This window comes from Acidisoma sp. (genome assembly GCF_965199065.1).
In the GTDB taxonomy this organism is placed as follows: domain Bacteria; phylum Pseudomonadota; class Alphaproteobacteria; order Acetobacterales; family Acetobacteraceae; genus Acidisoma.
On sequence record NZ_CBDAQN010000001.1, the window covers coordinates 613,406 to 637,737 of the forward strand.

Here is a 24,332-nt window from a genome sequence, read left to right on the forward strand (position 1 = left end):
TCACAAAAAAAGAGCGCGCCGCGCGCCTTATCTCCAAAGGGGGGATCGTCATGCTCAGGATCATGATCGGGGCAGTTTCACTGGCCGGACTGCTTGCGGCGTCGCCCATGGCAGCAGAGGCCAATACGGTCATCCGCCTCGTCCATGTCGAGACTAATCCAACAGAAATCGCGCTGTGGAACCAGATAGCCAGCGACTACGAGAAGCTGCATCCGGATGTTACAGTCCAGTTCCAGTATCTGGAGAACGAGGCTTACAAGGCCAAGTTGCCGACAATGCTGCAGAGCAGAGACCGGCCCGCTGTCATTTACAGCTGGGGTGGCGGCGTCATGCGCGCACAAATCGATGCGGGCTATATTCGCCCGTTGGGCCCCACCGGTCAGGCGCTGATGGCGAAGATGAACTCCGCGGATGCCCAGGTGTATGAGGTGAACGGGAAAGACTATGGCCTTCCGTTCCTGACGAGCGACGTGCCCTTCTTCTACAACAAGGCGTTGTTCGCCAAGGCGGGCGTCGATGCCACGCAGATCAAGACCTGGGATGATTTCCTGGCGGCGGTAAAGAAACTCAAGGCCGCCGGCATCACGCCGATTGCCGTCGGCGCAGGCGAGAAGTGGCCGATGCACTTCTACTGGTCCTATCTCGCGATGCGGGAAGGCGGCACCGGCATCGTGCAGCAGGCGGAAGGCGGCAAGGACGGCGGCTTCGCCAGCCCGCCGTTCGTGGAGGCCGGCGAGCGGCTGCAGCAGTTGGCGGCGCTGCACCCATTCCAGGATGGCTATGTCGGCACGCTCGCGTTGCAGGCAGCCGGCATGTTCGGCGATGGCAAGGCCGCCATGGAGCTTATGGGCAACTGGATGTTGAGCACGCAGGCAACCAGCGCCACGAACGGCAAGGGGCAGCCTGACTCCAACATCGGCGTCTTCGGTTTTCCGACGATCGCGGGCACGCCCGGCCCTGAAACGGATCAACTCGGCGGCGTCAACGGTTGGCTGATCACCAAGAACGCGCCGCCGCAGACCGAGGATTTCCTCGCCTTCTTCTTTCAGCCGAAATATCAGGAGCAGGCGGCGGCGGAAGGCGACTATATCCCCGCGCTCAGTGGCATGACCGGGTACATCAAGGACCCGATCATCCGGCAGATCGCGATCGCGGTGCAGAACGCAACCGAGCTGCAGATCTTCTTCGATCAGGAACTCGGGCCATCGGTCGGGCGCGTGGTCAACGATGTGTCGGTGGCTGTCGCCGCAGGCCAGATGACGCCGAAGGCTGCGGCGCGCCAGGTGGAGGACGCATCGGAGGATGCCGAGTGACGATAAACGCGCTGTGACGAGGGGAGCCGCATGTCTGGCCTAGCGCGCCCGGCGCGGCGGGATGGGGGCGCCCTCGTAACGGCGCTCATCTTCGTGCCGCCGGCGGTGCTGCTGTTCAGCATCTTCGTCATCCTGCCGCTCGGGCAGGCCGCCTGGTTCAGCCTGTTCAAATGGAATGGCCTTGGCTGGCCGACGCTCTTTATCGGCCTCAAGAACTACAGCCGTCTGCTCAACAACTCCGACTTCCAGACGGCCTTCGTCAACAACCTGCTCATCATTATCTTCTCGATTGCGATCCAGTTGCCTCTTGGTCTCGGCATGGCGCTGCTTCTGGCGCGCCGGGCCTGGGGATCAGTCACCTTCCGGCTTATCTTCTTCCTGCCTTACGTGCTCGCGGATGTTGCCGCGGGACTGATCTTTCGCTTCATCTTCGACGGCAACTACGGTCCGGTTTCGGCCGTGGTGCAGGCCTTCGGCGGGCAGCCGCTGTTCATGCTGGCGGCGCCCAACCTTGCATTCACGGCGCTCATCATCGTGGTGGTGTGGAAGTATTTCGGCTTCCACATGATGCTGTACATCGCCGGGCTGCAGGGCATCGACCGGCAGCTTTACGAGGCGGCGGAGATGGACGGCGCCAGCGCCTTCCAGCGCTTCCGCTCGATCACCATTCCGCAGCTGGCGCCGATGCTGAAGCTTTCGGTGTTCTTCTCGGTCATCGGGGCCTTGCAGCTCTTCGACATGGTGATACCGCTGACCGGAGGCGGGCCGTTCGAACAGACCAACACCATGGTTTCCTTCATGTACAACTTCGGCATCACCCGCATGCGCGTGGGCTATGGCTCCGCGGTCGGGGTCATGCTGTTCCTCGTCTGCGTGACGTTCGCACTTTTCTACCAGCGGTTCCTGATGCGCAATGAGTGATCTCCCGATCGTCAAACGTGAGGCGAGCCTGCAACGCACGGTGGTCCAAGCCAGCGACGTGCGGCAGCGATCGCACCGGCGGCAGACGAACATCTATGCCATCTGGCGCCTTGCGGTTCTCATAGTCGTGGCCGGGGTCGTGTTGCTGCCACTCACGGCGACGGTGCTCGGAGGCTTCAAGGATCTGGGCGAGCTACGCACCAACCCGCTTGGTCTGCCGCGGGTCTGGCTTTGGGGCAACTACTGGGACATCCTCGATAGCCGCCGCTACTGGCGGGTGCTCGGCAACTCACTTTTTATCGCGAGCTTCACGGTGGCGCTGACTGTCGCGCTGTCGGCCACTGCCGCTTTCGCGTTCGCCCATCTGCGCTTCTTTGGACGGCGGTTCCTGTTCAACTATCTGGTGCTCGGGCTGATGTTTCCTGCCGCCGCCGCCATTCTACCGCTCTTCATCCGTGTGCGGCAGCTGGGCCTTGTGGACACGCCTTGGGGCGTCATCCTGCCGCAGGTGGCCTTCGGCCTCGCCATGGGCGTGCTCCTGATGCGCAATGCCTATCGCCAGTTGCCGACTGAGCTTCTTGATGCGGCCCTCGTCGACGGCTGTGGTTACATGCGCTACTTCGCCCACATAACGCTGCCGCTGTCCCGGCCAATTCTCTCAACGGTCGGTATCATTGCTTTCGTCGGTAGCTGGAACAACTACCTCGTGCCGCTGATCATGCTCGACACGAACAGCCTCTACCCCTGGCCGCTCGGACTGATGGATTACGAGGGTCAGTACTCGACCAATTGGCAACTGGTGCTGGCCTTCATCACGCTGACGATCCTGCCGGCGGTCATCATGTTCGTGATCGCGCAGAAGTATATCGTCGAGGGTCTGACCGCCGGTGCTGTAAAGGGTTGAGAGCCGCTACTTCTGACGCCTCATCTCTTCCTGACGCATCGGCATGGTGTCGATCAAAGCCGAAATCTCAGAAGCGGCTACGGGCTGTCCACGACGCAACTTCACACCGCCATCCTTGCCGACAAGGATCACTTCGAACGTCGTGCGCGGACCCACGCCCAGATCGTCCCTGAGACGCGCGGCCTCAGGGGTGAGATTTTGCACGACAACGTCGCGCGACCGCAATCCGGCCTCGTCCTGCTTCAGCATCGCGTTCTCTTGCACGGCAAGCGGATCATTCAGTTCCGCCACTACCGCCACCAATCGGTGAGGCGACTGTGCGGCCGCTGTTGAGGTGGTGATAATCAGGGCCATCAAAGCCATTCTCGGTGCCGCCTGCACCGAGACCTACGTTCCGCAGAACGTCTGCAGCACCCGTTCCTCGGGCGTCGGCGGCAGCGTGTAACGTTCGCGCCCCGGCTGCTGCTCGTAAGGCTGCGCCAGCACCTCGAGGAACTCCTCGAACGGGCCGAAATCTTCCGCCGACACCGCCGCCTGAATGACCTGCTCCACAATGTGATTCCGCGGGATGTACACGGGATTGACCGCTCGCATGGCCGCCCGGTTCGCGATCGGCGAGCTTCCTTCCGCCGCCAGATGCCTGTGCCAGCGCTCCATCCACCCGGCAAAGGCGGCCGTGTCCTTGAACAGAACGCGCGCGGCCTCGTCGTCCGCCTCCGACAGGGACCGGAACGTCAGGGTGAAGTCGGCTCCGTTGTCCGCCATGACACGCAGCAGATCATGAGCCAGCGCGGTATCGGCCTCGTCATTGCCAACCACCCCGATCTTCCGGCGCAAGCCTGCATCGTAAGCTGCCTGAAATCTTGGAGCGAACGCGGCGAGCGACTCTTTCGCCTCGGCGATCGCCGCGTCATCATTCTCGCCCAGCAAAGGCAAAAGCGCCTCAGCCAGCCGCGAGAGGTTCCAGAAGGCGATGTTGGGCTGGTTCCCGTAAGCGTAGCGGCCCTGGTAATCGATTGAGCTGAAAACGGCCCGCGTATCGTACGCATCCATGAAGGCGCAGGGGCCGAAGTCGATGGTCTCGCCGGAGATGGCCGTGTTGTCGGTGTTCATCACGCCGTGGATGAAGCCGATCAGCAGCCATTGTGCGACGAGATCGGCCTGTCGGGCGACCACTCCGTCGAGCAGCGCGCGATAGGGTTGCGCGGTCTCCGCGGCCTGCGGGTAGTGCCGGGCGATGGCGTAGTCGGCAAGAAGCCGCACAGCCTCCACATCGCCCTGCGCCGCAAAATATTGGAACGTGCCGACGCGGATGTGGCTCGCCGCGACCCGCGTGAAGATCGCGCCGGGCACCATCGTTTCCCGCGGCACCATCTCGCCGGTCATGACCGCCGCCAGAGCGCGCGTCGTCGGCAAGCCGAGGGCCGCCATGGCTTCGCTCAGCAGGTATTCCCGCAAGACCGGCCCGAGCGCCGCGCGTCCGTCGCCACGCCTTGAAAAGGGGGTAGGCCCAGACCCCTTGAGCTGGATGTCCCGCCGGATCCCGTCACGCCCGACCACCTCGCCGAGCAGGATGGCGCGCCCATCGCCCAATTGCGGTGAGAAGCCGCCAAACTGATGCCCGGCATAGGCTTGGGCGATCGGGCCGGACCCGTCCGCGAGCGCGTTGCCGCTGAAGATGGCCAAGCCCTCTGCGCTTTCCAAAGAGGCAGGATCGATACCCAGGCTCTCTGCCAGCGGCCTGTTCACGCGAATGAGGCGCGGACCCGGGACCGGCGTCGGCTTCAGCCGCGCAAAGAAGCGCTCTGGCAGGCGCGCATAGGTGTTGTCGAACGGGATACGCACCGGCATGGGCTGAGCTCCAGGAACGGGCGCCAATTGTCTCAGGTGGCGGCCGCGCTCACGATCCAGACGGCGGCCGGCATCAAAACGCCCATGGGGGAGAGATAGGCGGCCAGAGCCTCCCTCACAACGCCCAGGACCTCGTCGGCGCGGTCGGGGTTCTCCCGCAACGCGGCGCCCAAAGGCCCGATGCGGCGGCAGAGCGCTACCGTCTCTTCCAATCCGCCGCTGCCGACCCGCGCGTCGAAGGGCGTAATCGATATGGCGCTGAAACCGGCCTCATCCAGAATAGCCCGGACATGTGAAGGATCGGCGAAGGCGAAGGGGCCGGTGGTTGAAGGTTCGGCGGCCGGCTGAGGCGGCAGCAGCGGCCGGGCGGCTTCCAGCGGCACAGACATCCACGGGTTTTCGTCGAGCGGCCGCCAGCAGACGAAGGCGAGACGGCCACCCGGCTTGAGAGCGTGACGGATGTTGGTAAAGGCTGCGACCGGATCGCTGAAGAACATGACCCCGAAGCGGGAGAACGCACCGTCGAAGGCTGCCTGTCCGAGGTCATCGATCTGGGCGTCGGCTTGCCTGAAGACAGGTGCATGGGCACTGAACGACGGTGACCGGTCCTTCGCCACCGTCAGCATCGGTTGCGAGATGTCGACGCCGACAACCGCGCCGGACGGCCTTACCCGCTCTGCGAGGGCGAAGCTCGTGTGACCGCAGCCGCAGCCGATGTCGAGAATATGCTCGCCGGGCGAAGGCGCGAGGACACGTATCCCTTCCGCGCCCAGCGGCTCCAGCTGGAGATCGAGTTGCGCCTGGAACGCCGCCCAGGTTTGTCCCGCGGTCGCGTTCCAGTAGTCGATTTGGGCTGCGTTGCCGGCTTGGTTCATGCTCATGCCCGGCATCCTGGCACAGAGGGCACTAGTTTACGATGCCAGCGCCTAACCCCCAAGAACCGCATGATCTTCTGCGTCAAGCTCGACAGGCTGGCCGCTGCGGATCAGCTCGGCGAAGCCCTCGTTCGGCGTCATCACCGTCAGGCAGTAGAGCTTCTTCGTGCCGGTGTTGTGGACGATGTGCTCGTTCCCGGGATGCAGCAGCAGCGCGTCGCCCTTCCTGAGCGGCGTCTCCGCCGCGCCGCAGCGCGCGATGCCCTCGCCGGAGAGGACATAGAAGAACTCGTCCGCGTCGCTATGGGTGTTGGGCGGCGTCGCACCGCCGGGGGTAAAGATCTCAACGACGAAGACGTTGCGGATGCCGTCCTTCTCCGGATCGAAGAGCACCGCGAAGTAGTTCGTGTCCGTCGGTGCGATGCGGAAAGCCTTGGCCGTCGAGGCGGCCTCCTTGCCGAAACCGATCATGGTTCGCTCCGTGTTGGCGACGATGTCGCGATGGGCAGGATGAGCCGCGAGGGTGTGTCGGCCCCGCTGAGGATACTCAGCGTGATGACCTGGCAATCGGCTGCCCGCGTCTCGATGAGGCGCGTGCCCGTGCCAGGGTTGACGGGATGCGCCGGGAAGCTTGCGCCCGCGAGGCTCAGCCGCAGCGCCGAACCGGCGGCGATCGTCGCGCAGATTGCGCGGAGGGAGATGCGCAGCGGCAGCGCCTCGCCCGGTGCCACGCGGCGGTAGCCTTGGGTGAGCACGATCGCTCGTCCCTCGGCCGTGACCTCGGAGAGGACGGCCGAGAGGTCGAAACTCGCGGCATCCGTCTCCACCCAGAGGTCGAGGTCGACCCGCCCGACCAGCAGCAAGTCGTCGGTGAGGGGCGTCGAGGTGTAGCAGGCGATGTCGGCGCGGGCGTCGAGCGCGGTGCGGTCCTGCCGCCCCATCGGGGCGGCATCATGGCCGCCGAGAGAAGGAACCGGCCGCCAAGGGTCATGCACCACCTGATCGCTTGAGGCGTTTCCGATGGTTTCCTGAAGAATGCCATCCGTCACGGTCGGCGCGGCGAGGCCCTCGCTCCCGAGGTATAAGGTTCGCGTCTCCGAGGGCCAGACGGTGAACTCCCGCCAGAGCTTCGCCCCTACGTCAAAAAGTTCCAGACCGGTGCTGAGTGCGCCGCCGCCTCCGGAACCCTTCAGGAATCCATCAAACCAGCGGAGTTGCAGCCGGTCGATCTGCGCATCGGCCTCGGGGCCCATGTCGCCGCCGGACATCCGCCCCCATGGCAGATGCGGCCACGGCCCGACAACCAGACGCTGCGGCTGGTCCGAGGCGGCGCGGGCGGCAGCGAAGGCATCGAGCGTGCCCATGAGCATGGTGTCGTACCAGCCGCCGATGTGGAGCATCGGCACGTCCATCCGCTGCCCGGCCAGGGCGGCGCGCGGCGCTATGGCACGCCAGTAGGGCGCGTCGTGGCGGTCGTTCTCCACCCAGTCGGTGTAGTGGCCGTAGGCTCGGTAGCGTCGCAGCACGTCGGGGAAGGCAGGCGTCTCGTCGTGCAATGGCAGCGCACGGGCGGCCCGTGACAACGCGAGAACGGCTTCATGATCCTTCTCGAAGCCGGCTCGGATGGCGGCCATCTGGATGCCCCAGCCGATGCTGTCCGCCAGCCGCAAGGCGCCGCCCTCATAGGCCCAGTCTCCATAGATGTCCCAGCCGACCATGACCGGCGCCAGCGCGCCCAGTGCTGGTAGAGGGGGCGCCGGCGCGCCGCCCGCCAGCGCCAGCAGTTGCGTCATGCCCTGATACGAGAAGCCATACATGCCAACGCGGCCCGTCGAGCCCGGCAGCGTGGCTGCCCAGGCGATGGCATCGGCGCCGTCCTCACGCTCGGTCTCGAAGGCGCGGAAGGTGCCCTCAGACGAGCCGGTGCCGCGCACGTCCTGAATGGCGATGATGTAGCCTTGGGCCGCGTACCAGCGCGGATGCGCGAACACGACGGTCGAGGCGATCCGACGGCCGTAGGGCTGGCGCATGAGGAGCACCGGGTAGGGGCCGCCGTCCGCGGGGCGATAGAGGTCGGCGTCCAGCCGCACACCGTCGCGGGTCGTCATGGAGACCGTCTCGGGACCTGCGACGCGCAGCATTCAGACCTCCACCAGCGCCGGAAAGCGCAGCTTTGGCCGCACCTCCGCCGTAAACAGAGCAAGCGACCGGTTGACCGCTTCGGGCGCCATACCGGGCAACTGTGGCATGATGTCGAGCCGGTCGATGCCCGTCATTGCGATGTGGTCGTTCAGCGCGGCGGCCACGAAATCAGGCGTGCCGGCGAAGACATCAAGCTGACGACGACGTTCGGCGGGCGTGGGCGCGGTGGGCGGCAGCAGCCCATCCGCCACCGCCTGCGCATGGTAGTTCTTGTAGGCGAAGTTGCTGAAATAGATCTCGGTCGCCTCGGCACAGTCCGCCTCGGCCTCGGCCATGGTCTGCGCGACAAAGGCGATGCGCGCGCCGCGAACCTCGCCACGTCCGCCCTCCGCCCGATACCGCCGAACATACTCCGCCTGACGCAGACTGATCTCGGCTTGGCCGATGACAAGGTTGAGGCCATGCTCGGCGGCGAAGGCGAGCGTCGGCGCATCCCGCGACGCGACCCAGATTTTCTCCACGACCTCCGGGCAGGGCTCAAGCGAGAAGGGCAACTCGCCGCGCAGTGTTGCGATGATCTCCGCCAGCAGCGCCCGGTAGCGCGTCGCCTTCTCGGCACGAGTCTCGGGAGAGCCGGGCAGCGTCAGCCCCTGGCCGAGACCGAACTCCACGCGTTCCGGCGCCAGGAGCGACAGCATCGCCATCTCCTCGGCCGAGCGGCGGCCAGAGTTGGTCGAGAGGATCTTCACGCCTGTCCCGACCGCGATCCGGCTCGTCAGGCCCGCGACATGGGCGAGGAAAACCTCGGCCGCCGGCACACGCCCATGGAACGTGCCGGGGAGGCCCGGGAGTACGTGGTGCTCGCCGATCCAGACAGAGGCGAACCCCTGCGCCTCGGCATGGCGGATGATGTCGATGGCCGTCGTGATGGCCTCGCGGTCGGACATCCCGACCGTTGCCCACATCTGGTTGAAGATGCCGATCCGTGTCGAGGAAGGTGGCGGGCTCATGCAAGGCGGCCCGTCTGGCGCGCCCAGGGCATCGCCCAGCGCTCGATCAGCACCACGAGCCCCACCAGCGCCATGCTGGAGAGCGTGCCGATGATCACCGCCGCCCAGACCTCGGCGTTGCGATACTGCGAACTCATGAACACGATGAGGTAGCCGAGGCCGCGATCCGCCGCCACCCACTCGGCCACGATAGCGGCGACGAAACAACTGCAGGCGGAGAACTTCAGCGCCGTGAAGATGTAGGGGAGCGCTGCCGGCAGCCGCACCATCCATAAGCGCTGGAAGGCGCTGGCGGAGAGGCTGTGCAGCAACTCGCCCACCTCGGCATCGGCACTTCGCAGCCCGCGCATGCCGTTCACCAGCATCGGGAAGAAAACAAGGAAGATGGCGACCAGGATCTTCGGCTCCATCCCGTTGCCGAAGCCGATGATGAGCGCCGGCGTCACCGCGACGATGGGGATCGACTGTGCGGCCATCGCGAGCGGGAGCACGGACCGCCGGCTCGTCGGCGAGCCCACGAACAGGATGGCGAGCAACAGCCCGATAGTGTTGCCGATGACAAGTCCCGCAATGGCCTCGGTCGCGGTGACGCCGGCATTGTAGGCGAGCGTCCCCGCGTCGCTCCAGAACACGCCTGCCACGTCGATGGGCGAGGGCAGCACCAGCGGGTCGATCCAGCCGAGCGCCGTGACCGCGAACCAGATGGCCAGCACAACGGCGAAAACGGCGACGGGTCCGAGGATGCGAATCATGATGCGGTCTCGCGCGGCACCCAGGGCGTCGCCCACCGCTCGGCGAGCGTCACCAGCCCCACCAGCATCAGCGTGAGCACGCCCGTCACGACGACCGCCGCCCACAGCGTGGGGATTTTGAAATACTGGCCCGAGATCACGATGAGATAGCCGAGCCCCACGTTCGAGCCGATCCATTCGCCGACGATCGCGGTGATGAAGGCAGCCGAGGCGCTGACCTTGAGCGCCGCGAACATGTAGGGCAGGGCAGCCGGTAGCTCGATCATCCTCAACCGTTGCGCGCCCGTCGCCGAGAGGCTGTGCAGGAGTTCGTGGTAGCCGACATCGGCCTCGCGCAGGCCACGCGTCATGTTGATGAGCATCGGGAAGAAGGCGGCGACGGAGACGACGGTGAGGATCGACGGCAACCCGCGCCCGATTAGGAGCACGATGAGCGGCGTGATGGCGGCGATGGGCACGGCCTGGCTCGCGAGCGCCAACGGAAAGAAGCACTGCCGCAGCCAGCGCGAAGAGGCGAGCAGGATCGCCGCGCCGACGCCGAGCAGGCTGCCGATGGCGAAGCCGCCGACCGCTTCCATCGTCGTCGCCGCGCCGTGGCGCAGCAGTTCCGAGGCGTTGGAGCTGAGCGCCTCCAGCAGCGCAAGCGGCGCTGGCAGGAGATAGTTCGGGATGAGACCGTGAGCGCTCATCCAGGCCCACACCGCGATGATCGCGACGACGAGCACGCCGGGCGGCAGCAGCACGGAGAAGGCGTTCTGACGTGTCATGTCGCGGTCGACCGCCAGGGGCGACGGCCAAAGTGCGCGGTGTTGGCGCGTTGCGTCAGGCTGTCGGCGGCGCGGCGTGACCGCGCCATGACGGCGGCCTCGTCCACCGTCGTGATGCGGCCGTCTCGCATGACGACGACGCCGTCGATAAGGACCGTCGTCACCTCATGACCGAGCGCCGAATACACCAGCGCGGAGACCGGATGATGAACCGGCGCCATGGCGGGGCCGCTGGTGTCGATGACCGCGATGTCGGCTTTCTTGCCGACTTCGATGGAGCCGATCTCGTGGTCGAGGCCGATGGCGCGGGCGCCGTCGATCGTCGCCATCTCGAGCGCCTTCTCGGCGGTGATGATGGTTGGGTCGCGGTGGAAGCCCTTCTGGATGAGGGCCGCGAACTTCATCGCCTGGAACAGGCTGTGGTTGTTGCTGCTTGCCGGCCCGTCGGAACCCAGCCCCACCGTCACGCCGGCGGCGAGCATCTCGGGGATCGGCGGCAGCCCGGAGGCGAGGTACATGTTGCTGCACGGATTGTGGGATACGCGGGTGTCGTGATGGCGCAACAGCCCGATGTCCCGCGTCGCGCATTGCACGCAATGGACGGCCAGCACGTCCGGCCCGAGGAACCCGATCTCGCTGAGAAATTCCGTGTCCGTGCAGTGAAACCGTGACTGGGACTGCTCGATCTCGAAGTTGGTTTCCGCCACGTGGATGGTGATGAAGGCGTGTTCCTCATCGGCGAGCGCCCGGGTGCGCCGCAGCGTCGCCTCGTCGAGCGCCCAGATCATGCTCGGGGCGAGCCCCACCTGCACCCGTCCACCCAGCCGGTTATGGCTGCGCATCAGCGCCTGAGCATCGGCGAGCGCCGCGTCCGGCGCTTCGATGAGGGCCACCGGGATGTCGAACTCCGCGCCCGCGGTGATGAAGCCGCGGCAGACGCGCCCGCGGATGCCCGTGGCCTCGAAGGCGTCGATGACCGGTTGCGTCAGGCCCGGCCGGGGATGCGCATACATGAAATCGACCAGCGAGGTGACGCCGGAACGGATGCTCTCGACGCAGCCATGCAGCGCGGCGGCGGCCACGTCCTCCTGCGTGAGTTCGACGGCGGAGGGGCCGGTCATGCAGGTGAACCAGTCGCGCAGCACACGGTCGTCGCCCAAACCCTTGAGCAGCGTCTGGAACAAATGCGTATGCGTGTTCACCATGCCGGGGATGATGATCTGTCCCCGGCAGTCGATGACCTCGGCCATAGGGTTGGCCGTGCAAAGCTGGGCGCGGCTGCCGATGGCCGCGATGCGGTCGCCCTCGATCAGGATGCTGGCCTCATCCAGCACATCCCGTCGCGGGTTCATCGTGACGACCCAGCCGTCCGCCAAAATGATGCTCATCGCGGCAGATCGCCTCAGAACTTCGGCATGTTGGCTTGTTCAAGGATGGAGGTGGTGAGGATCGGCGCGGTGGGGATGACGGTGGAGGTGACGCCAGCCGCTTTCAGGTTCGCCGCCGTCTCGTCCCAGATGGAAGGATCAAGCCAGAGGATGCCCTTCTCGGCCGTCAGCGGGCTTTTCATGTAGTTCACCTGCTGCTGCGCCTGGAAAATCTGCTGCGTACGGTCGAGCCCATCGACGAAGTGGCCGTCTATGATGAAGTTCGCAGCTGCCTTCGGGTCCTTATAGAAGCTGACCCAGCCCTGCGCTGTCGCGTGGAGGAACTTCACGAGCGTCGCCTGATTGGCGGGCTTGTCGAAGTAGCTCTCCTTCACGAAGAAGGAATCCGCCTGGGCATTGAGACCGTATTTGCCGAGCGGCAGCACCGTGGTCGGGATGCCCGCCTGCTGCACGAGCAGCGGTTCGTTGAAGGCGAAGGTCGTGATCTCGCAAGCGATGCGGCCGGCGATGAGCAGCGACACATCATTGGGCCCGATCGTCGTCGTCTTTACATCATCGGCGGGCACGTTGTTCTTGGCGAGGAAGAGCTTGTAGTAGGGCTGGGCGTTGACCTTCACGCCGACCGTCTTGCCTTTAAGATCGGCGGGGACGGTGACGCCGCTATCCTTGCGGCAGGTCATGGCAATGGGCTGCGTCTGGAACTGTCCTGCGAAAACCTTGAACTTCTCGCCCTGGCCAACGCCCGCGAGGATCGCCTCCGGATTGTCGATACCGATGGTGGCGATCCCGGCGGCCACCATCTGCACCTGATCGACGCCCTGGCCCGCTGGGGTGAGCGTCACGTTGAGCCCGGCTGCCTTGTAGTAGCCGGCATGCAACGCATACTCCGGTCCATACATCTCGACATCCGGGATGTAGCCGAGCACCACGGACAGCTTGGTCATACCGGCGGCGTCGGCCTTCCCCGCCAGGCCGAGCATGGCGGCACCGGCCAGCAGCGAAGTCATCCATCGACTACGAGAGAGCATCCAAGTTTCCTTATGAAAAAGCTGAAGCTATTCCGCCATGCTGTGGCCGAGCGCGTGTCGCACCTCGGCTTCCAGCCGGCCAAAGCGTGGATCGTCCCGCATCTCGGGCGTACGGTGATGGCCAAACCCGACATCGATGCGCTGGGTTATCCGCCCCGGACGCGGTGACATGACAACCACAGTGTCGGAGAGGATGATAGCCTCGCTGATGGAGTGCGTGACGAGCAGCAGCGTCGCCTTCGTCTCCTCCAGGATGCGCAGCAGCTCAAAATTGAGCCGGTCGCGGGTGAGTTCGTCGAGCGCGCCGAAAGGCTCGTCCATGAAGAGGTAGGCGGGCTTGAGCGTCAACGCCCGCGCGATCGCCGCCCGCTGCCGCATGCCGCCGGAAAGCTCGGACGGATAGGCGCGCTCGAAGCCGCGGAGACCGACCATCTCGATGGCCTCCTCGGCGCGGCGGCGGCGCTCGGCACGATCCACGCGCGCGACCTCAAGCCCCAGCTCGACGTTGCCGAGCAGGCGGCGCCAGGGGAGCATCACCGCGCTCTGTGAGACGAGGGCGAAGCGCCGGCCAGCGCGCGCCTGTGCCGGCGTCATGCCGCCGAGGAGTGCCGAGCCGCCGGTGGGCTTCACGATGTCCGACAGGATGCGCAGCAGCGTCGACTTGCCGCAGCCCGAGGCGCCGATGAGCGACACCCAGGAGCCGCCGGGGATGTCGAGGTCGCAGCCGGAGAGTGCTGTGACGGTCTGGTTGCCGCGGCGATAGACCATCTCGACGTTCCGAATCGAGAGACCTTGTGCATGTCCGGGAGGCGCGGCGCGGGCGAGTGAGCCCGCCGACGCTGAATCAGCGATGGGCATAGACAGGCTCATGCAGTCGGACGAAGCATGAAGGTGAGGCCAAAGCTGGCGGCAAGATCGCAGGTATGGTGGTCGGCGTCGTTGGTATCCTCGAGCTCGAGGTTGAAGAAGTTCATCGTCGCCGTCTCGAAATACGGGCCGGCGTGCCAGGTGCCGCGACTGAGCAGCACGCCGACGCCGCCGGGGACCGTGAAGGCGCGGATGGCCTGGGGGTCCGGCGCAGTTGCGGCCGCATCGGGCGGCGCGACGGCCAGCAGCCAGCTTTCGCCTCCGGCAGAGGCCAGCACCTGCGTCGCCGCGCTGTGGCGGGTGATGCGGGAGACCTCGAGGCCGCGATTTGCGAGCGCCATGATGTAGAAGCGCGGTCGGCCACCGCTGAGATCGAGCGCACCATCGACCGAGGGAGTGGGCGCACCATCCGGCGTCGGCTCTACCACGAACCCAAAAGCCGCAAAACTTGCCGAAGTTATAGGCAAGGCGGGCAAGGCTTGTGCAATAGGCGATACTGTATCAGCCATGGCGTCCTCTGAGAAAGCCACAAACGCGGCAACGGCCGGCATCGTCGGCCAGGATGGCCAAAATTGGAACAATCTTTTTTGGCGCGATGCTCTGTTTGAAAGGCAGCGGCCAGAAGACAGAAAGGATCGTATGGAGGTGCGGTCAACTGAGGGGGCCGAGCGCCATGGACCAGACTACCCGGAGCGGACCATCGTCACACTGGTGGTGGGACCTCACCACCCGGGAGTTCGCGCAACTCGACATGCGGGAAATCGTCGCCATCCTGCCCGTGGGCGCGGTGGAGCAGCATGGACCGCATCTGCCGGTTCGGGTGGATGCCGCGATCAACGCCGGCATCCTGGAGCGTGCGGTCGCGCTGATGCCGCCCGGCCTCCCCGCGCTGGTGATGCCGGCGCTGCCCATTGGTAAATCAAACGAACACCTCGCTTTTCCCGGCACGCTCAGCCTGCCCTATGAGCTGCTGGCGCGGCTGTGGTTCGAGGTCGCGAAGAGCGCCTGGCGAGCGGGCGTGAGGAAGATCATCCTGTTCAACTCGCATGGCGGGCAGCCCCAGGTGATGGAGATCGTCTGCCGCGAGTTGCGCGTGGAGCTCGGTATGTTTGCGGTGGGGGCGAGTTGGTTCCGCACCATCGACAGCAGCGACCTCTACAGCCCGGGCGAGCTCAGGCACGGCATCCATGGCGGTGAAGCGGAAACTTCGGTGATGCTGCACCTCCACCCTGATCTTGTGGCGATGGAGCACGCGGCGGATTTTGTGCCGCGTTCGGTGGAGATGGAGCGGGACTACGCATTATTGACGCCGGAGGGTGGGATCGGCTTCGGCTGGCAGGCGCAGGACCTGCACCCCGCGGGCGCCTGCGGAAACGCGGCAGCGGCGGATGCCGCACGTGGAGCGGAGCAGGTCGAGCGGGCGGCGCGGGCTCTGCTTGGACTGATCGATGAGGTGCGATCATATCCGATGGAAGCCGTGACGGCGAGGACAGTGTTCGACGCGGGGGCGTGACGGGGGGCGTGGAGTCCCGGTGGTGCAATGTCATCCAAACACCACGCATATTTCCGGGTGCCATTCCGCTAGAATCCGTCGATGACGCTGACTGCAGGACCGGCTAAACCGTGGAGGGCATTTACACGCACGGCTTCAAGTTGGACAGTGACGCGCCCGGATCATCCGATCTACCGGAAAACGATCCGAGGCGGCGTAATGGCATGAGCCAGGAGGATGTGCTCAGGCTGGGGAGAGCGTCCGCGCCTCGCTGACGACGTGATAGAACCGCCCCTCGAAAAGCTGCATCACCTTGAGGGTGGCATCGTGCGATTCTGGACGGATGGGCGAGGCGAGGCAGTCGTCTATCGCGGCTTGGTCTGGAAAGTCCATCTCGAGGATCATGGCGACCGGCTGCGCGTCTTTGTCCGAGGAACGGATGCGCTGCACACGCACTGCAGTGACATGCGGGAAGCGACGCCAAAGCGGCTCGAGTTCCTCCTGCACGCGGCGAAAGAATTCGTCCTCTTGGCCAGGTCTGACATTACCCTCGTAGATCGCGGTGCGGGTCAGCATGATGCGGCTCCTCGAGATAAGTGTCTACTGTACAAAGAGGAGTCCGAGCCCGAACATGCCAATGAAGATGGCGTGACCAGGGCGCCGCCATCGTGCTCCGCCGATCGTCGCCACGGTCGCCGGCTTGATCTAATCAATGCTGTTCCCGGAGGGTCGTTTCATATCTTATGCTTCGGTTCAAGCCGTCTATGTCCGGGAACAACGCGCATGTTGACCACGAAGCAGAAGACCCTGCGGCATTTCTGGTATCCGACGCTGCGCGTGGAGGAGGTGACGGCTGGCCCCAAGCCGTTTCGACTGATGGGCGAGGATATCGTGCTGTTCCTGGCCGAGGATGGAACGCCTGCCGCGCTCGAGGATCGCTGTTGTCACCGCACGGCGAAGCTCTCCAAGGGCTGGTGCGACGAGGGCCGCATCGTCTGCGGTTATCACGGCTGGACCTACCGGGCCGACGGCCTCCTGGTGCGCATTCCGCAGTTTGATCCGGAGCAGCCCTTCCCGCAGCATCGAGTGAAGTCGTACCATGCGGCGGCACGTTACGGCTACGTCTGGGTAGCGCTTGAGGAGCCATTGGCGCCGGTCTTCGACATCCCCGAGGATACCGACCCAGGCTTCCGTCGCATCTTTCAGTTCTACGAAAGTTGGAACACGGCGCCGCTGCGGCTGATGGAGAATTCCTTCGACAATGCGCATTTCGCCTTCGTCCATCAGGCGACCTTCGGAGATGTAAAGCAACCGAAGCCGAAAAGCTACGCGATCGAGGAGACCGATTACGGTTTCAAGGCGACTACGGTTGTGGACATCCTCAACCCGCCTGCGGCTCATGCGGTGACGGGGACGACCGAGCCGACGACGACGCGGAGCATGGTCAACCATTGGTATCTGCCCTTCGCCCGACGGATGGACATGACCTATCCGAGCGGCATCCGCCATATCATCATCAACGTCGCGACGCCGGTGGAGGATGGCGAGATCAAGCTGGTGCAGCTTCTGTATCGCAACGACGCCGAGGCTGATTGCTCCACCGAGAAGCTCATCGCCTGGGACGCGACGATCGTGCGCGAGGATAAAGACGTATTGGAATCGACCAGCCCAGATGCAATCCTCGACGTGCAACGGCGGATCGAGGCGCATATGCCGTCCGACCGGCCAGGGCTCATCATGCGTAAGCGGCTGCTGGAGCTGCTGCACGCGCATGGCGAGCAGGAAGTCACCTACGCGTATTGATGGGGCATCGCACATGGCCATTCTGACAGTCCCGGCCGCCGGCAACGTCTGGCTGCGGCGGGCCGCAATCCCCGCGGGCACGCTCGATGATACATCATCCGCCCATCTTGGTGTCCCGCGAGAGGGTTACCTGCACGATGCCGATCTTCTCATCGAAAACGGGGTAGTCGCCGCCGTCGAGCCCGCCGGCACCATTTCGGACGGGGTCGATCTCGCGGGCGGCATCGTCTGGCCTTGCTTCGTCGACATGCACACGCATCTCGACAAGGGGCATGTCGTTCGCCGCACGCCCAACCCCGACGGCACCTTCTTCGGCGCGCTGACGGCGACGGGCGCCGACCGCGCATCGTTCTGGACCGCCGACGACATCACCGCGCGGATGGATTTCGGACTTCGCTGCGCCTACGCGCATGGCGTCAGCGCGATCCGGACCCATCTCGACAGTTTCGGCGAGCAGGCCGAGATTTCCTGGGGCGTCTTTCGCGCCATGCGGGATTGCTGGGAGGGACGCATTGCGTTGCAAGCCGTCGCCCTCGTTACCATCGACCAGTATGAGGGCGCCTTCGGGATTACACTGGCCGACATCGTCGAGCGCTCATCGGGAATACTCGGCGCCGTCACGCGATTGTCCGGCGTCGATCATGGTTCGATCGAGGAGATCGACGGGTTGCTCGACCGGCTTTTCCTGCAGGCGCGGACGCGTCGGCTCGATGTGGACCTGCATGTCGACGAGACGGATGATCTGGCAGCCTTCACGCTGCCGCGGATCGCAGCGGCAGTGGAGCGGAACGACTTCCAGGGCCGCGTGACCTGCGGCCATTGCTGCAACCTCGCGCTGCAGACGGATGATGTTGCCACTGCCGCGATAGAGGCCTGTGCGCGCCTCGGCATCACCATCGTGACGCTACCCTCCGCGAACATGTACCTGCAAGATCGCTCGGGTGGCCGCACCCCGCGCTGGCGCGGCGTTACGCTCGCGCATGAACTCAGGCAGGCCGGCGTCGCCGTTGCGGTCGCTACCGACAACTGCCGGGACCCCTTCGTGCCGTACGGCGATCACGACACGCTGGACAGCTTCCGTTTCGCGCTGCGGGTTTCGCATCTTGATCATCCCTACGGCGATTGGGGCGGCAGCATCTGTCGTGTCCCGGCGACCACCATGGGTCTGCCGGGACTGGGGGCAATCGGCGCTGGGAGATCGGCCGATCTCGTGCTGACGCGGGCGCGGAGCTTTGATGAGCTTGTATCCCGCCCGCAATCGGATCGCATAGTGCTGCGCGCGGGACGGCCGGTCGACACCACGCTGCCCGATTACGCGGAGCTGGACTATCTGGCGAAAGCGGCGCCGCGCGCGACCAATGGACCCAGCGCAGCGTAGCGGGATCAGTAGTCTCGGGCTGCCGCAAAGCTCGTCAGATAGCCTGCGGGGTCGGTCGACAGCAGGCCGGAGAGGTGGCGTCCGATTGCCTCCACGATCGTGTCCTTGCCCATGTCCTCACCGAAGATGGCGGTGATGCCGAGCGCGGCCCGCGCCAACTCCCGTGTGTCGCCGGTCGCTTCGGCCATGGAGATGACGGCACTCGCCCTAGGATCGCTCGGTTGCCACCTCCTCCCGAAGCGTGACGCGCCGGCCACCGCATAGGCAATCCAGCTTGCCGCCGCCAACACCAGGTGGTCGGCCGCCAAGCCCGCCCGAAGGCGCTCGCGTAATGGGTCGAGGATGCGTTGCACGATCTTCTGAGACCCATCGGTGCCGATCTGGTGGCAGCGGTGCCGAACTGCAGTGTTGCCGATACGCGTGAACGTCGTTTCAATATAAGGCTGGATCTCCATCCCGATAACGCTCGGCAGCGTCCACGCAGTTTCCTGTTCAAGCATGGCGCGGGTGAGGCGCGCCAGGAGCTGGTCCGCCGCCGCCTCGAAGCTGTAGTCGTGACCCAGCAACGCTCCTAGATGCGACAGCGTCGACTGCGCAGCGTTCAGCACGCGCATCTTGATCAACTCGTAGGGTCTTACTTCGGAAACGAAAGTGGCGCGAGCCGTATCCCAAGGCGGCCGCCGCGCTGCAAACGAGTCCTCGATCACCCACTGCCGGAACGGCTCGCCCACCACGGCGCCGAGGTCCGTGACGCCTGTCAAAGCGCCGACGTATTCGATGTCCTCGGCCGTAGTCGCAGGCACGATGCGGTCAACCATGGTCGACGGGAAGGCGACCCGCTCCCCGATCCAATCGGCCAGCTTGGGCGAGCGCCGTCGAGCGAACTCTGTAAGCACCGATCGTAGAATGCCACCGTTGCCGGGAATGTTGTCGCAACTGACGAGCGTCAGGCCGGCGCCGTGCTGTTCGCGTCGACGGTCGAGCGCCAGCGCCAGCAGTCCAAGGGCCGTTTTCGGCATCGCGCCACCCGCGGCATCTGCCAGCATGTCGGCATTCGCGGCGTCGAGGCCGCCTGTGGAGGGGATGTGGCAATAGCCTTTCTCGGTCAGGGTCATTGTGACTACATCGATGTCCGGGTCGGCCAACGTGGCCAAAGCGGCGTCGAGCCCGCTTGCGGTCTCCCCATCGATGACGTGACGGAGACTGCCGATCACGCGCGTCTCCGCTGTCGCACCTTGCCGGAGGGTCGCGGTATAGAGCCCGTCCTGGATGCCAAGGCTGTCGGCGAGCCGGGGTGGCCGGATATTGATCCCAATCACCCCCCAGCGCCCCATGCGCGTTTCAAGCATGTCATCGGTGAATACCGCCTGATGACAGCGGTGGAAGGCGCCGACGCCTAAATGCGCCATGCCGATCTGCAGGTTCTCGCGCCGGTAGGCTGGCCGCCGTATCTCGGGTCCGACTTTGGTGAGCGTCGCCGGGGACAGCCGGGGCCGATGGTCCTCTTCACCGTCTGACACGACGAGATCCTTGAATGCGCAAGCTTGAAACCTCTACCCCCGGAAGACGCACGTTCCAATACTTGGTGGCCGGGAGGCGACAACGCGCGCCTGATAGTTGACAGAGCTAGGCGTCCCAGTTCTTACTTATCTCAAGAAGTCTCCGGCGCACGGCGCCATCGGGAGGAGAGTTGCTATGCGGACCCTGAAGGGGCCGGGCCTGTTTCTGGCGCAATTTGTACAAGATACGCCACCACATAATTCGCTGCAGGGTATCGCTGCGTGGGCGAAGAACTTCGGGTATCGCGGCATCCAGATCCCGACCTGGGACCGTCGCCTCTTCGACCTCGATCGCGCTTTCGAAAGCACAACCTATTGCGATGATGTGGCGGGACAACTGACCGATGTCGGCATCGCGATCTCGGAGTTGTCGACGCATTTCCAGGGGCAGATGGTCTCGGTCCATCCGGCCTATGACGGGCTGTTCGATGGCCAGTGTCCCCCCGAACTACGTGGAGCGCCGGAAAAGCGGCGCCTGTGGGCTGCCGACCAAGTGCGCAAAGCGGCCGTCGTGTCACGCCGTCTCGGCCTGACCGAGCACGTGTCGTTCACCGGCTCGCTCGCCTGGCCCTTCTTCTATCCTTATCCGCAGCGTCCGGCCGGCCTTATCGAGGAATGCTTCGAGGAACAGGGCCGGCGCTGGCGTCCGATCCTCGACCTCTTCGACGAGTGCGGCGTTGATCTTTGCTTTGAGATCCATCCTACGGAAGATGTCTTCGATGGCGACACCTTCGAGATGTTCCTGGCTGCCGTCGGAAATCACCCCCGGTGCCACATCAACTATGATGCCAGTCACTTCATCAAGCAGGGGATGGACTATCTTGGCTTCATCGACGTGTATCATGAGCGCATCAAGATGTTCCATGTGAAGGACGCGGAGTTCAACCCGACCGCGAAGCAGGGGTTTCTTGGCGGCTACAAGGGCTGGCTGGATCGTGCCGCGCGCGACCGGTCGCTCGGTCATGGTCAGGTTGACTTCAAGGCGATCTTTTCGAAGCTCGCAGCTTACGATTTCACCGGTTGGGCCGTCTATGAGTGGGAGTGCTGTCTCGAGCATCCCGAGGTTGCTGCCCGCGAGGGCGCCCGTTTCATCCGCGACCACATCATCGAAGTCACTGACCGGATATTTGACGACTTTGCGGCAACGCACTCAGATCGCGCGGCGGTGCGGCACCTCCTTGGATTGTAGTGTTGACCGTCATCCCGGGCTTGACCCGGAGAATAGATACTTCCGCTCGCTCTTGAAGTCGAAGTCCGGATCATCCCAGGCGATCATCTTGCCGGGGTTGAGCAGCCCCTTCGGATCGTTCTCGCGCTTGAAGGCGAGCTGCCCGAGGTCGGAGCGTTTCATCCCGCCCTCCTCCAGCGTGTAGCGGTGCGGGTTGAAGACAAGGCAACCGTTTGCCTCGAACAGCCGCACGATCTCGTCGAGCCGTTCTTCCGTGGTGAAGCGTATCAGGGGCAGGCCGGAACAGACGATGCGGCCGTCGAAGCGAATGAACTCGAGGTGGTCCATCATCTCTGAGCCGATTAGTGTGCCCATGCGGGCGACCGCTTCCAAGTGCTGCGGATAGGGATAAAGCGTCTGCAGATAGGTGATGGCAGGGTCGACGCGACGAGCCACCAGCGTCGTGTGATTCCATGTCAACTCAAAGAGCGGCGGCAGGGCGCGCCGGTCGTCTTCGGAAAGCCGGTCGGTTCGGAACAGCATCTCTCCGCTATGACGCTGCGTAAAAGCCTGCAACGCGGAGACGGAATGCGGCGCCACCATGATGAGCACCGCTGCCTGATCGCGTCGGACGAACTTCCCGTGGCCTGGAAAATAGTCATGTGCGACACCGGGCGCCATGACCGACAGTTCCTTCAGCAGAATGCCGTCCTCGTTGCCGAGGCGATCGGCGAAGGTCGTGGCGCGCTCCATGTTCTCGAAGCCAACGATCACGTCGATCCAGTCATAGGAGGGACCGAGTGGCATTTCGCATTCGGTGATGATGCCGTTGGTCCCGTAGGCGTGAGCGATTTTGCCGATGTCGTCGCCTGTGAGGTCCAGGACGCGCGGGTTGGCCTCCATCGTCACGACGCGAAGCCGGATGACGTTGCCGATGTTGCGCAGACCACCCCAGCGGATGGAGCCGACGCCGCCCGAACCGCCTGCGATGAACCCGCCGATGGAGGCCGTGCGGTGCGTCGACGGGAACATACGCAATTCCTGGCCAGAATGCGCGCGTGTCGCTGCATCGATCTTGCCCAGCAGGGCGCCGGCCCCCGAGACGACCGTGCCCGGGCCGATATGCGTGATGTCGTTCAACCCGCTCAAGCTCAGCACCATGCCGCCCGCGAGGGGCATGGCCTGACCGTAATTGCCTGTGCCGCTGCCCCGTGGCGTAGCCGGGACGTCGGCCTCAAATGCGGCCGCGATTGCCTGCACGACCTCGGCCTCGGTCGTCGGGCTGACAACGATGTCGCCCGTCACGTGGTCGAGCTCGCGTTTAAGGACGGGCGAATACCAGTAGAAGTCGCGGCTCTTTTTGCGGACGATTGCGGGGTCGTCCTCCACCAACAGGCCGCCAAGCTTGGTCTTGAGCTTCTCTATGTCCATCCGAGTAGTTTGGTTCTTTCTCTTGAAAAAGAACAACCATCCTCCACTAATTTTCGCGCCGCACGGCGCTTTCGTGCCAGTGCCGCAGCATCAGGTATTCGAAGGTGCTCAGCACGCCGAAGATCGCAATGCCCAGTACGGAGAGAAGTGCGAGGGCCGCAAACATACGTGGGATGTCCAGTCTGTTTCCCGCCTCGATGATACGCCACGCAAGCCCGGTGGAGGTTCCGCTGCCGGCTACGAACTCAGCCACGACAGCGCCGATAAGTGAGAGGCCGCCCGATATTTTCATCCCCGCGAGCAGGTAGGGCATCGCGCTCGGAAATTGGATCTCCGTCAGCACCCGCCAGCGGGAGGCGCCATAAAGTTGCATGAGGTTGCGCAGGTTGTGGTCCGTCGAGCGCAGGCCGAGCGTTGTGTTGGAGAGCACCGGAAAGAAGGCGACGATCCAGGCGAGGATGAGCAACGCCGTCCGCACGTTGTCGTAGCCCACCCAGATGATGATGAGCGGCGCGATTGAGACGACCGGCGTCACCTGTAGAATGACGGCGTACGGGAAGAAGGCCGTCGCCACCAACTCTGACTGCGCGAAGATGACCGCCAGCGCCACGCCGCCTATGACGGCGAGGATGAAGGCCTCGACTGTCACTGTGAGGGTGAACCAGAGCGACCCCATCAGGATGCCAAAGTCGCGAACAAAGGCCGCCGCGATGAGGGTCGGCGCGGGCAGAACGAACTTCGGGACCTGCAGCCAGGTGACAAGGAACTGCCAGATGCCGAGGAAGGCGACGCCGACGAAGATTGGCAGCGCAACCCGCAGCGCCTTGACGCGGAGAGTGGCTCTCATTCGGGCGCCTCGTCCATGCTGGAATGGAGTTCGGCCGAGACGATCCGGCAGTAGTCGTTATAGGCGGCCGTCATGCGGAAGGCTTCGGAGCGCGGATAAGGCTCGTCGATTGTGAGGTCAGCTGTCACCCGCCCCGGCCGCGCCGCCATCACCACGATGCGGTTGGAGAGATATACGGACTCGTAGACGCTGTGGGTGACAAAGATCACGGTCCAATCATGACCGGCCCAAAGCCGGAGGAGGTCGTCGTTGAGACGGAAGCGGGTGATCTCATCGAGCGCGGCGAAGGGCTCGTCCATCAGCAGGACCGAGGGCCGGGTGATGAGGGCGCGCGCGATGGAGACGCGCATCTTCATCCCGCCTGAAAGCTCCCGCGGATAGGAACGCTCAAACTTCTCCAGCCCGACCATTGCCAGCGCATCCATGATGCGCGGCCGTGCAGACTTCCGTGACAAGCGAGTGAGCTTCAGCGGGAGGTAGACGTTGTCGAACACGTTCGCCCAGGGCATGAGCGTCGGTTCCTGAAAGACGAAGCCAAGATTGCGTTTGAAATCGTCTCCTGCCTGATTTTCAGCGGGCGACTGTGTCCAGTCGATCCGCCCGCTGCTGAAATCGCCGAGGCCCGCGATCAACCGCAGCAGGGTGCTTTTCCCGCAGCCGCTAGGACCAAGCAGGCTGACGAACTGAGCCCGGCCGATCGCAAGGTTCACGTCGCGGAGCGCGACGGTGCCGTTGCCGTAAACTTTGCCAACGCTGTCGAGCGTGACGATGGGTGTGCCGACGCCGCGCGTGTGAACGGCCTCGACACGGCTGGTCGGTTGATTGGCTGCGGGCAA

General features: G+C 64.5%; 24 protein-coding genes. 7 read left to right on the forward strand and 17 right to left on the reverse strand.

The window, feature by feature from the left end; genetic code table 11:
• The first annotated feature begins 50 nt into the window (after positions 1-50).
• Genes ACOEQ1_RS02860 through ACOEQ1_RS02870 form a run of 3 tightly spaced genes read left to right on the forward strand, consistent with a single transcriptional unit; the run spans position 51 to position 3,138 of the window.
• A complete protein-coding gene (locus ACOEQ1_RS02860) occupies positions 51-1,313 on the forward strand; it encodes an extracellular solute-binding protein (RefSeq protein WP_419757713.1) in 1,263 nt (420 codons plus the stop codon).
• Between the two features lie 30 nt (positions 1,314-1,343).
• Positions 1,344-2,234, forward strand: coding sequence for a carbohydrate ABC transporter permease (locus ACOEQ1_RS02865; RefSeq protein ID WP_419757714.1), 891 nt, complete (start codon positions 1,344-1,346; stop codon positions 2,232-2,234).
• Entirely contained in the window at positions 2,227-3,138 is a 912-nt protein-coding gene (locus ACOEQ1_RS02870; protein ID WP_419757715.1) for a carbohydrate ABC transporter permease, read from the forward strand. Before ACOEQ1_RS02865 ends, ACOEQ1_RS02870 begins: the two co-directional genes overlap by 8 nt.
• A gap of 6 nt (positions 3,139-3,144) precedes the next feature.
• Here ACOEQ1_RS02870 and ACOEQ1_RS02875 read toward each other — a convergent pair whose 3' ends face one another.
• Genes ACOEQ1_RS02875 through ACOEQ1_RS02930 form a run of 12 tightly spaced genes read right to left on the reverse strand, consistent with a single transcriptional unit; the run spans position 3,145 to position 14,327 of the window.
• Positions 3,145-3,492: a DUF4174 domain-containing protein gene (locus tag ACOEQ1_RS02875; RefSeq protein WP_419757716.1), complete on the reverse strand. Its 348-nt coding sequence runs from the start codon at positions 3,490-3,492 to the stop codon at positions 3,145-3,147.
• Between the two features lie 33 nt (positions 3,493-3,525).
• On the reverse strand, positions 3,526-4,989 hold the full coding sequence (locus tag ACOEQ1_RS02880; RefSeq protein ID WP_419757717.1) for a protein adenylyltransferase SelO: 1,464 nt from the start codon (positions 4,987-4,989) through the stop codon (positions 3,526-3,528).
• A 32-nt stretch (positions 4,990-5,021) separates the two neighbouring features.
• On the reverse strand, positions 5,022-5,870 hold the full coding sequence (locus ACOEQ1_RS02885; RefSeq protein ID WP_419757718.1) for a class I SAM-dependent methyltransferase: 849 nt from the start codon (positions 5,868-5,870) through the stop codon (positions 5,022-5,024).
• A 45-nt stretch (positions 5,871-5,915) separates the two neighbouring features.
• Positions 5,916-6,335 carry a cupin domain-containing protein gene (locus ACOEQ1_RS02890; RefSeq protein ID WP_419757719.1) on the reverse strand — a complete coding sequence of 140 codons (420 nt, stop codon included), beginning with the start codon at positions 6,333-6,335 and terminating at the stop codon, positions 5,916-5,918.
• Positions 6,332-8,005, reverse strand: coding sequence for a CocE/NonD family hydrolase (locus ACOEQ1_RS02895; protein ID WP_419757720.1), 1,674 nt, complete (start codon positions 8,003-8,005; stop codon positions 6,332-6,334). The genes ACOEQ1_RS02890 and ACOEQ1_RS02895 overlap by 4 nt, the downstream gene beginning before the upstream one ends.
• Positions 8,006-9,016, reverse strand: a complete 1,011-nt coding sequence (locus tag ACOEQ1_RS02900) for an LLM class flavin-dependent oxidoreductase (protein WP_419757721.1) — start codon at positions 9,014-9,016, stop codon at positions 8,006-8,008. It lies immediately after the preceding gene.
• The gene (locus ACOEQ1_RS02905) at positions 9,013-9,768 is read right to left on the reverse strand and encodes an ABC transporter permease (protein ID WP_419757722.1); all 756 of its coding nucleotides are present in this window, start codon (positions 9,766-9,768) and stop codon (positions 9,013-9,015) included. Before ACOEQ1_RS02905 ends, ACOEQ1_RS02900 begins: the two co-directional genes overlap by 4 nt.
• Positions 9,765-10,535, reverse strand: a complete 771-nt coding sequence (locus tag ACOEQ1_RS02910; RefSeq protein WP_419757723.1) for an ABC transporter permease — start codon at positions 10,533-10,535, stop codon at positions 9,765-9,767. Before ACOEQ1_RS02910 ends, ACOEQ1_RS02905 begins: the two co-directional genes overlap by 4 nt.
• Positions 10,532-11,923, reverse strand: a complete 1,392-nt coding sequence (locus tag ACOEQ1_RS02915; protein WP_419757724.1) for an amidohydrolase family protein — start codon at positions 11,921-11,923, stop codon at positions 10,532-10,534. Before ACOEQ1_RS02915 ends, ACOEQ1_RS02910 begins: the two co-directional genes overlap by 4 nt.
• A 14-nt stretch (positions 11,924-11,937) precedes the next feature.
• Positions 11,938-12,951: an ABC transporter substrate-binding protein gene (locus tag ACOEQ1_RS02920; protein WP_419757725.1), complete on the reverse strand. Its 1,014-nt coding sequence runs from the start codon at positions 12,949-12,951 to the stop codon at positions 11,938-11,940.
• A gap of 27 nt (positions 12,952-12,978) precedes the next feature.
• On the reverse strand, positions 12,979-13,809 hold the full coding sequence (locus ACOEQ1_RS02925; RefSeq protein ID WP_419757726.1) for an ABC transporter ATP-binding protein: 831 nt from the start codon (positions 13,807-13,809) through the stop codon (positions 12,979-12,981).
• Positions 13,810-13,817: 8 nt separating this feature from the next.
• Positions 13,818-14,327 carry an ureidoglycolate lyase gene (locus ACOEQ1_RS02930; RefSeq protein WP_419757727.1) on the reverse strand — a complete coding sequence of 170 codons (510 nt, stop codon included), beginning with the start codon at positions 14,325-14,327 and terminating at the stop codon, positions 13,818-13,820.
• A gap of 164 nt (positions 14,328-14,491) precedes the next feature.
• Here ACOEQ1_RS02930 and ACOEQ1_RS02935 point away from each other — a divergent pair, with 164 nt between their 5' ends.
• Positions 14,492-15,331, forward strand: coding sequence for a creatininase family protein (locus ACOEQ1_RS02935; RefSeq protein WP_419757728.1), 840 nt, complete (start codon positions 14,492-14,494; stop codon positions 15,329-15,331).
• A gap of 222 nt (positions 15,332-15,553) precedes the next feature.
• Here ACOEQ1_RS02935 and ACOEQ1_RS02940 read toward each other — a convergent pair whose 3' ends face one another.
• A complete protein-coding gene (locus ACOEQ1_RS02940) occupies positions 15,554-15,886 on the reverse strand; it encodes a hypothetical protein (RefSeq protein ID WP_419757729.1) in 333 nt (110 codons plus the stop codon).
• Between the two features lie 207 nt (positions 15,887-16,093).
• Here ACOEQ1_RS02940 and ACOEQ1_RS02945 point away from each other — a divergent pair, with 207 nt between their 5' ends.
• Both ACOEQ1_RS02945 and ACOEQ1_RS02950 read left to right on the forward strand, forming a co-directional pair.
• Positions 16,094-17,113: a Rieske 2Fe-2S domain-containing protein gene (locus tag ACOEQ1_RS02945; RefSeq protein WP_419757730.1), complete on the forward strand. Its 1,020-nt coding sequence runs from the start codon at positions 16,094-16,096 to the stop codon at positions 17,111-17,113.
• A gap of 13 nt (positions 17,114-17,126) precedes the next feature.
• On the forward strand, positions 17,127-18,491 hold the full coding sequence (locus ACOEQ1_RS02950) for a cytosine deaminase (RefSeq protein ID WP_419757731.1): 1,365 nt from the start codon (positions 17,127-17,129) through the stop codon (positions 18,489-18,491).
• 5 nt (positions 18,492-18,496) lie between these two features.
• Here ACOEQ1_RS02950 and ACOEQ1_RS02955 read toward each other — a convergent pair whose 3' ends face one another.
• Positions 18,497-20,011, reverse strand: coding sequence for a mannitol dehydrogenase family protein (locus ACOEQ1_RS02955; protein ID WP_419757732.1), 1,515 nt, complete (start codon positions 20,009-20,011; stop codon positions 18,497-18,499).
• 175 nt (positions 20,012-20,186) lie between these two features.
• Between ACOEQ1_RS02955 and ACOEQ1_RS02960 the strand changes: the two genes are divergently transcribed.
• Positions 20,187-21,239: a sugar phosphate isomerase/epimerase family protein gene (locus ACOEQ1_RS02960; protein WP_419757733.1), complete on the forward strand. Its 1,053-nt coding sequence runs from the start codon at positions 20,187-20,189 to the stop codon at positions 21,237-21,239.
• Positions 21,240-21,248: 9 nt separating this feature from the next.
• Here ACOEQ1_RS02960 and ACOEQ1_RS02965 read toward each other — a convergent pair whose 3' ends face one another.
• From ACOEQ1_RS02965 to ACOEQ1_RS02975, 3 genes are read right to left on the reverse strand one after another with little or no spacing between them, the layout of a single operon-like run.
• Positions 21,249-22,649, reverse strand: coding sequence for an FAD-binding oxidoreductase (locus ACOEQ1_RS02965; protein ID WP_419757734.1), 1,401 nt, complete (start codon positions 22,647-22,649; stop codon positions 21,249-21,251).
• Between the two features lie 46 nt (positions 22,650-22,695).
• Entirely contained in the window at positions 22,696-23,496 is an 801-nt protein-coding gene (locus ACOEQ1_RS02970) for an ABC transporter permease (RefSeq protein ID WP_419757735.1), read from the reverse strand.
• Positions 23,493-24,332, reverse strand: a complete 840-nt coding sequence (locus tag ACOEQ1_RS02975) for an ABC transporter ATP-binding protein (protein ID WP_419757736.1) — start codon at positions 24,330-24,332, stop codon at positions 23,493-23,495. Before ACOEQ1_RS02975 ends, ACOEQ1_RS02970 begins: the two co-directional genes overlap by 4 nt.

Bases quoted from the DNA above. Each gene is read 5' to 3' on its own strand.
- ACOEQ1_RS02960 (WP_419757733.1), top strand. From the start codon at position 20,187: ATGCGGACCCTGAAGGGGCCGGGCCTGTTTCTGGCGCAATTTGTACAA.
- ACOEQ1_RS02910 (WP_419757723.1), bottom strand. From the start codon at position 10,535: ATGACACGTCAGAACGCCTTCTCCGTGCTGCTGCCGCCCGGCGTGCTC.
- ACOEQ1_RS02940 (WP_419757729.1), bottom strand. From the start codon at position 15,886: ATGCTGACCCGCACCGCGATCTACGAGGGTAATGTCAGACCTGGCCAA.
- ACOEQ1_RS02935 (WP_419757728.1), top strand. From the start codon at position 14,492: ATGGACCAGACTACCCGGAGCGGACCATCGTCACACTGGTGGTGGGAC.
- ACOEQ1_RS02920 (WP_419757725.1), bottom strand. From the start codon at position 12,951: ATGCTCTCTCGTAGTCGATGGATGACTTCGCTGCTGGCCGGTGCCGCC.
- ACOEQ1_RS02970 (WP_419757735.1), bottom strand. From the start codon at position 23,496: ATGAGAGCCACTCTCCGCGTCAAGGCGCTGCGGGTTGCGCTGCCAATC.
- ACOEQ1_RS02925 (WP_419757726.1), bottom strand. From the start codon at position 13,809: ATGCCCATCGCTGATTCAGCGTCGGCGGGCTCACTCGCCCGCGCCGCG.
- ACOEQ1_RS02880 (WP_419757717.1), bottom strand. From the start codon at position 4,989: ATGCCGGTGCGTATCCCGTTCGACAACACCTATGCGCGCCTGCCAGAG.
- ACOEQ1_RS02870 (WP_419757715.1), top strand. From the start codon at position 2,227: ATGAGTGATCTCCCGATCGTCAAACGTGAGGCGAGCCTGCAACGCACG.
- ACOEQ1_RS02945 (WP_419757730.1), top strand. From the start codon at position 16,094: ATGTTGACCACGAAGCAGAAGACCCTGCGGCATTTCTGGTATCCGACG.
- ACOEQ1_RS02890 (WP_419757719.1), bottom strand. From the start codon at position 6,335: ATGATCGGTTTCGGCAAGGAGGCCGCCTCGACGGCCAAGGCTTTCCGC.
- ACOEQ1_RS02915 (WP_419757724.1), bottom strand. From the start codon at position 11,923: ATGAGCATCATTTTGGCGGACGGCTGGGTCGTCACGATGAACCCGCGA.
- ACOEQ1_RS02950 (WP_419757731.1), top strand. From the start codon at position 17,127: ATGGCCATTCTGACAGTCCCGGCCGCCGGCAACGTCTGGCTGCGGCGG.
- ACOEQ1_RS02930 (WP_419757727.1), bottom strand. From the start codon at position 14,327: ATGGCTGATACAGTATCGCCTATTGCACAAGCCTTGCCCGCCTTGCCT.
- ACOEQ1_RS02895 (WP_419757720.1), bottom strand. From the start codon at position 8,005: ATGCTGCGCGTCGCAGGTCCCGAGACGGTCTCCATGACGACCCGCGAC.
- ACOEQ1_RS02885 (WP_419757718.1), bottom strand. From the start codon at position 5,870: ATGAGCATGAACCAAGCCGGCAACGCAGCCCAAATCGACTACTGGAAC.
- ACOEQ1_RS02865 (WP_419757714.1), top strand. From the start codon at position 1,344: ATGTCTGGCCTAGCGCGCCCGGCGCGGCGGGATGGGGGCGCCCTCGTA.
- ACOEQ1_RS02965 (WP_419757734.1), bottom strand. From the start codon at position 22,649: ATGGACATAGAGAAGCTCAAGACCAAGCTTGGCGGCCTGTTGGTGGAG.
- ACOEQ1_RS02860 (WP_419757713.1), top strand. From the start codon at position 51: ATGCTCAGGATCATGATCGGGGCAGTTTCACTGGCCGGACTGCTTGCG.
- ACOEQ1_RS02905 (WP_419757722.1), bottom strand. From the start codon at position 9,768: ATGATTCGCATCCTCGGACCCGTCGCCGTTTTCGCCGTTGTGCTGGCC.
- ACOEQ1_RS02900 (WP_419757721.1), bottom strand. From the start codon at position 9,016: ATGAGCCCGCCACCTTCCTCGACACGGATCGGCATCTTCAACCAGATG.
- ACOEQ1_RS02875 (WP_419757716.1), bottom strand. From the start codon at position 3,492: ATGGCCCTGATTATCACCACCTCAACAGCGGCCGCACAGTCGCCTCAC.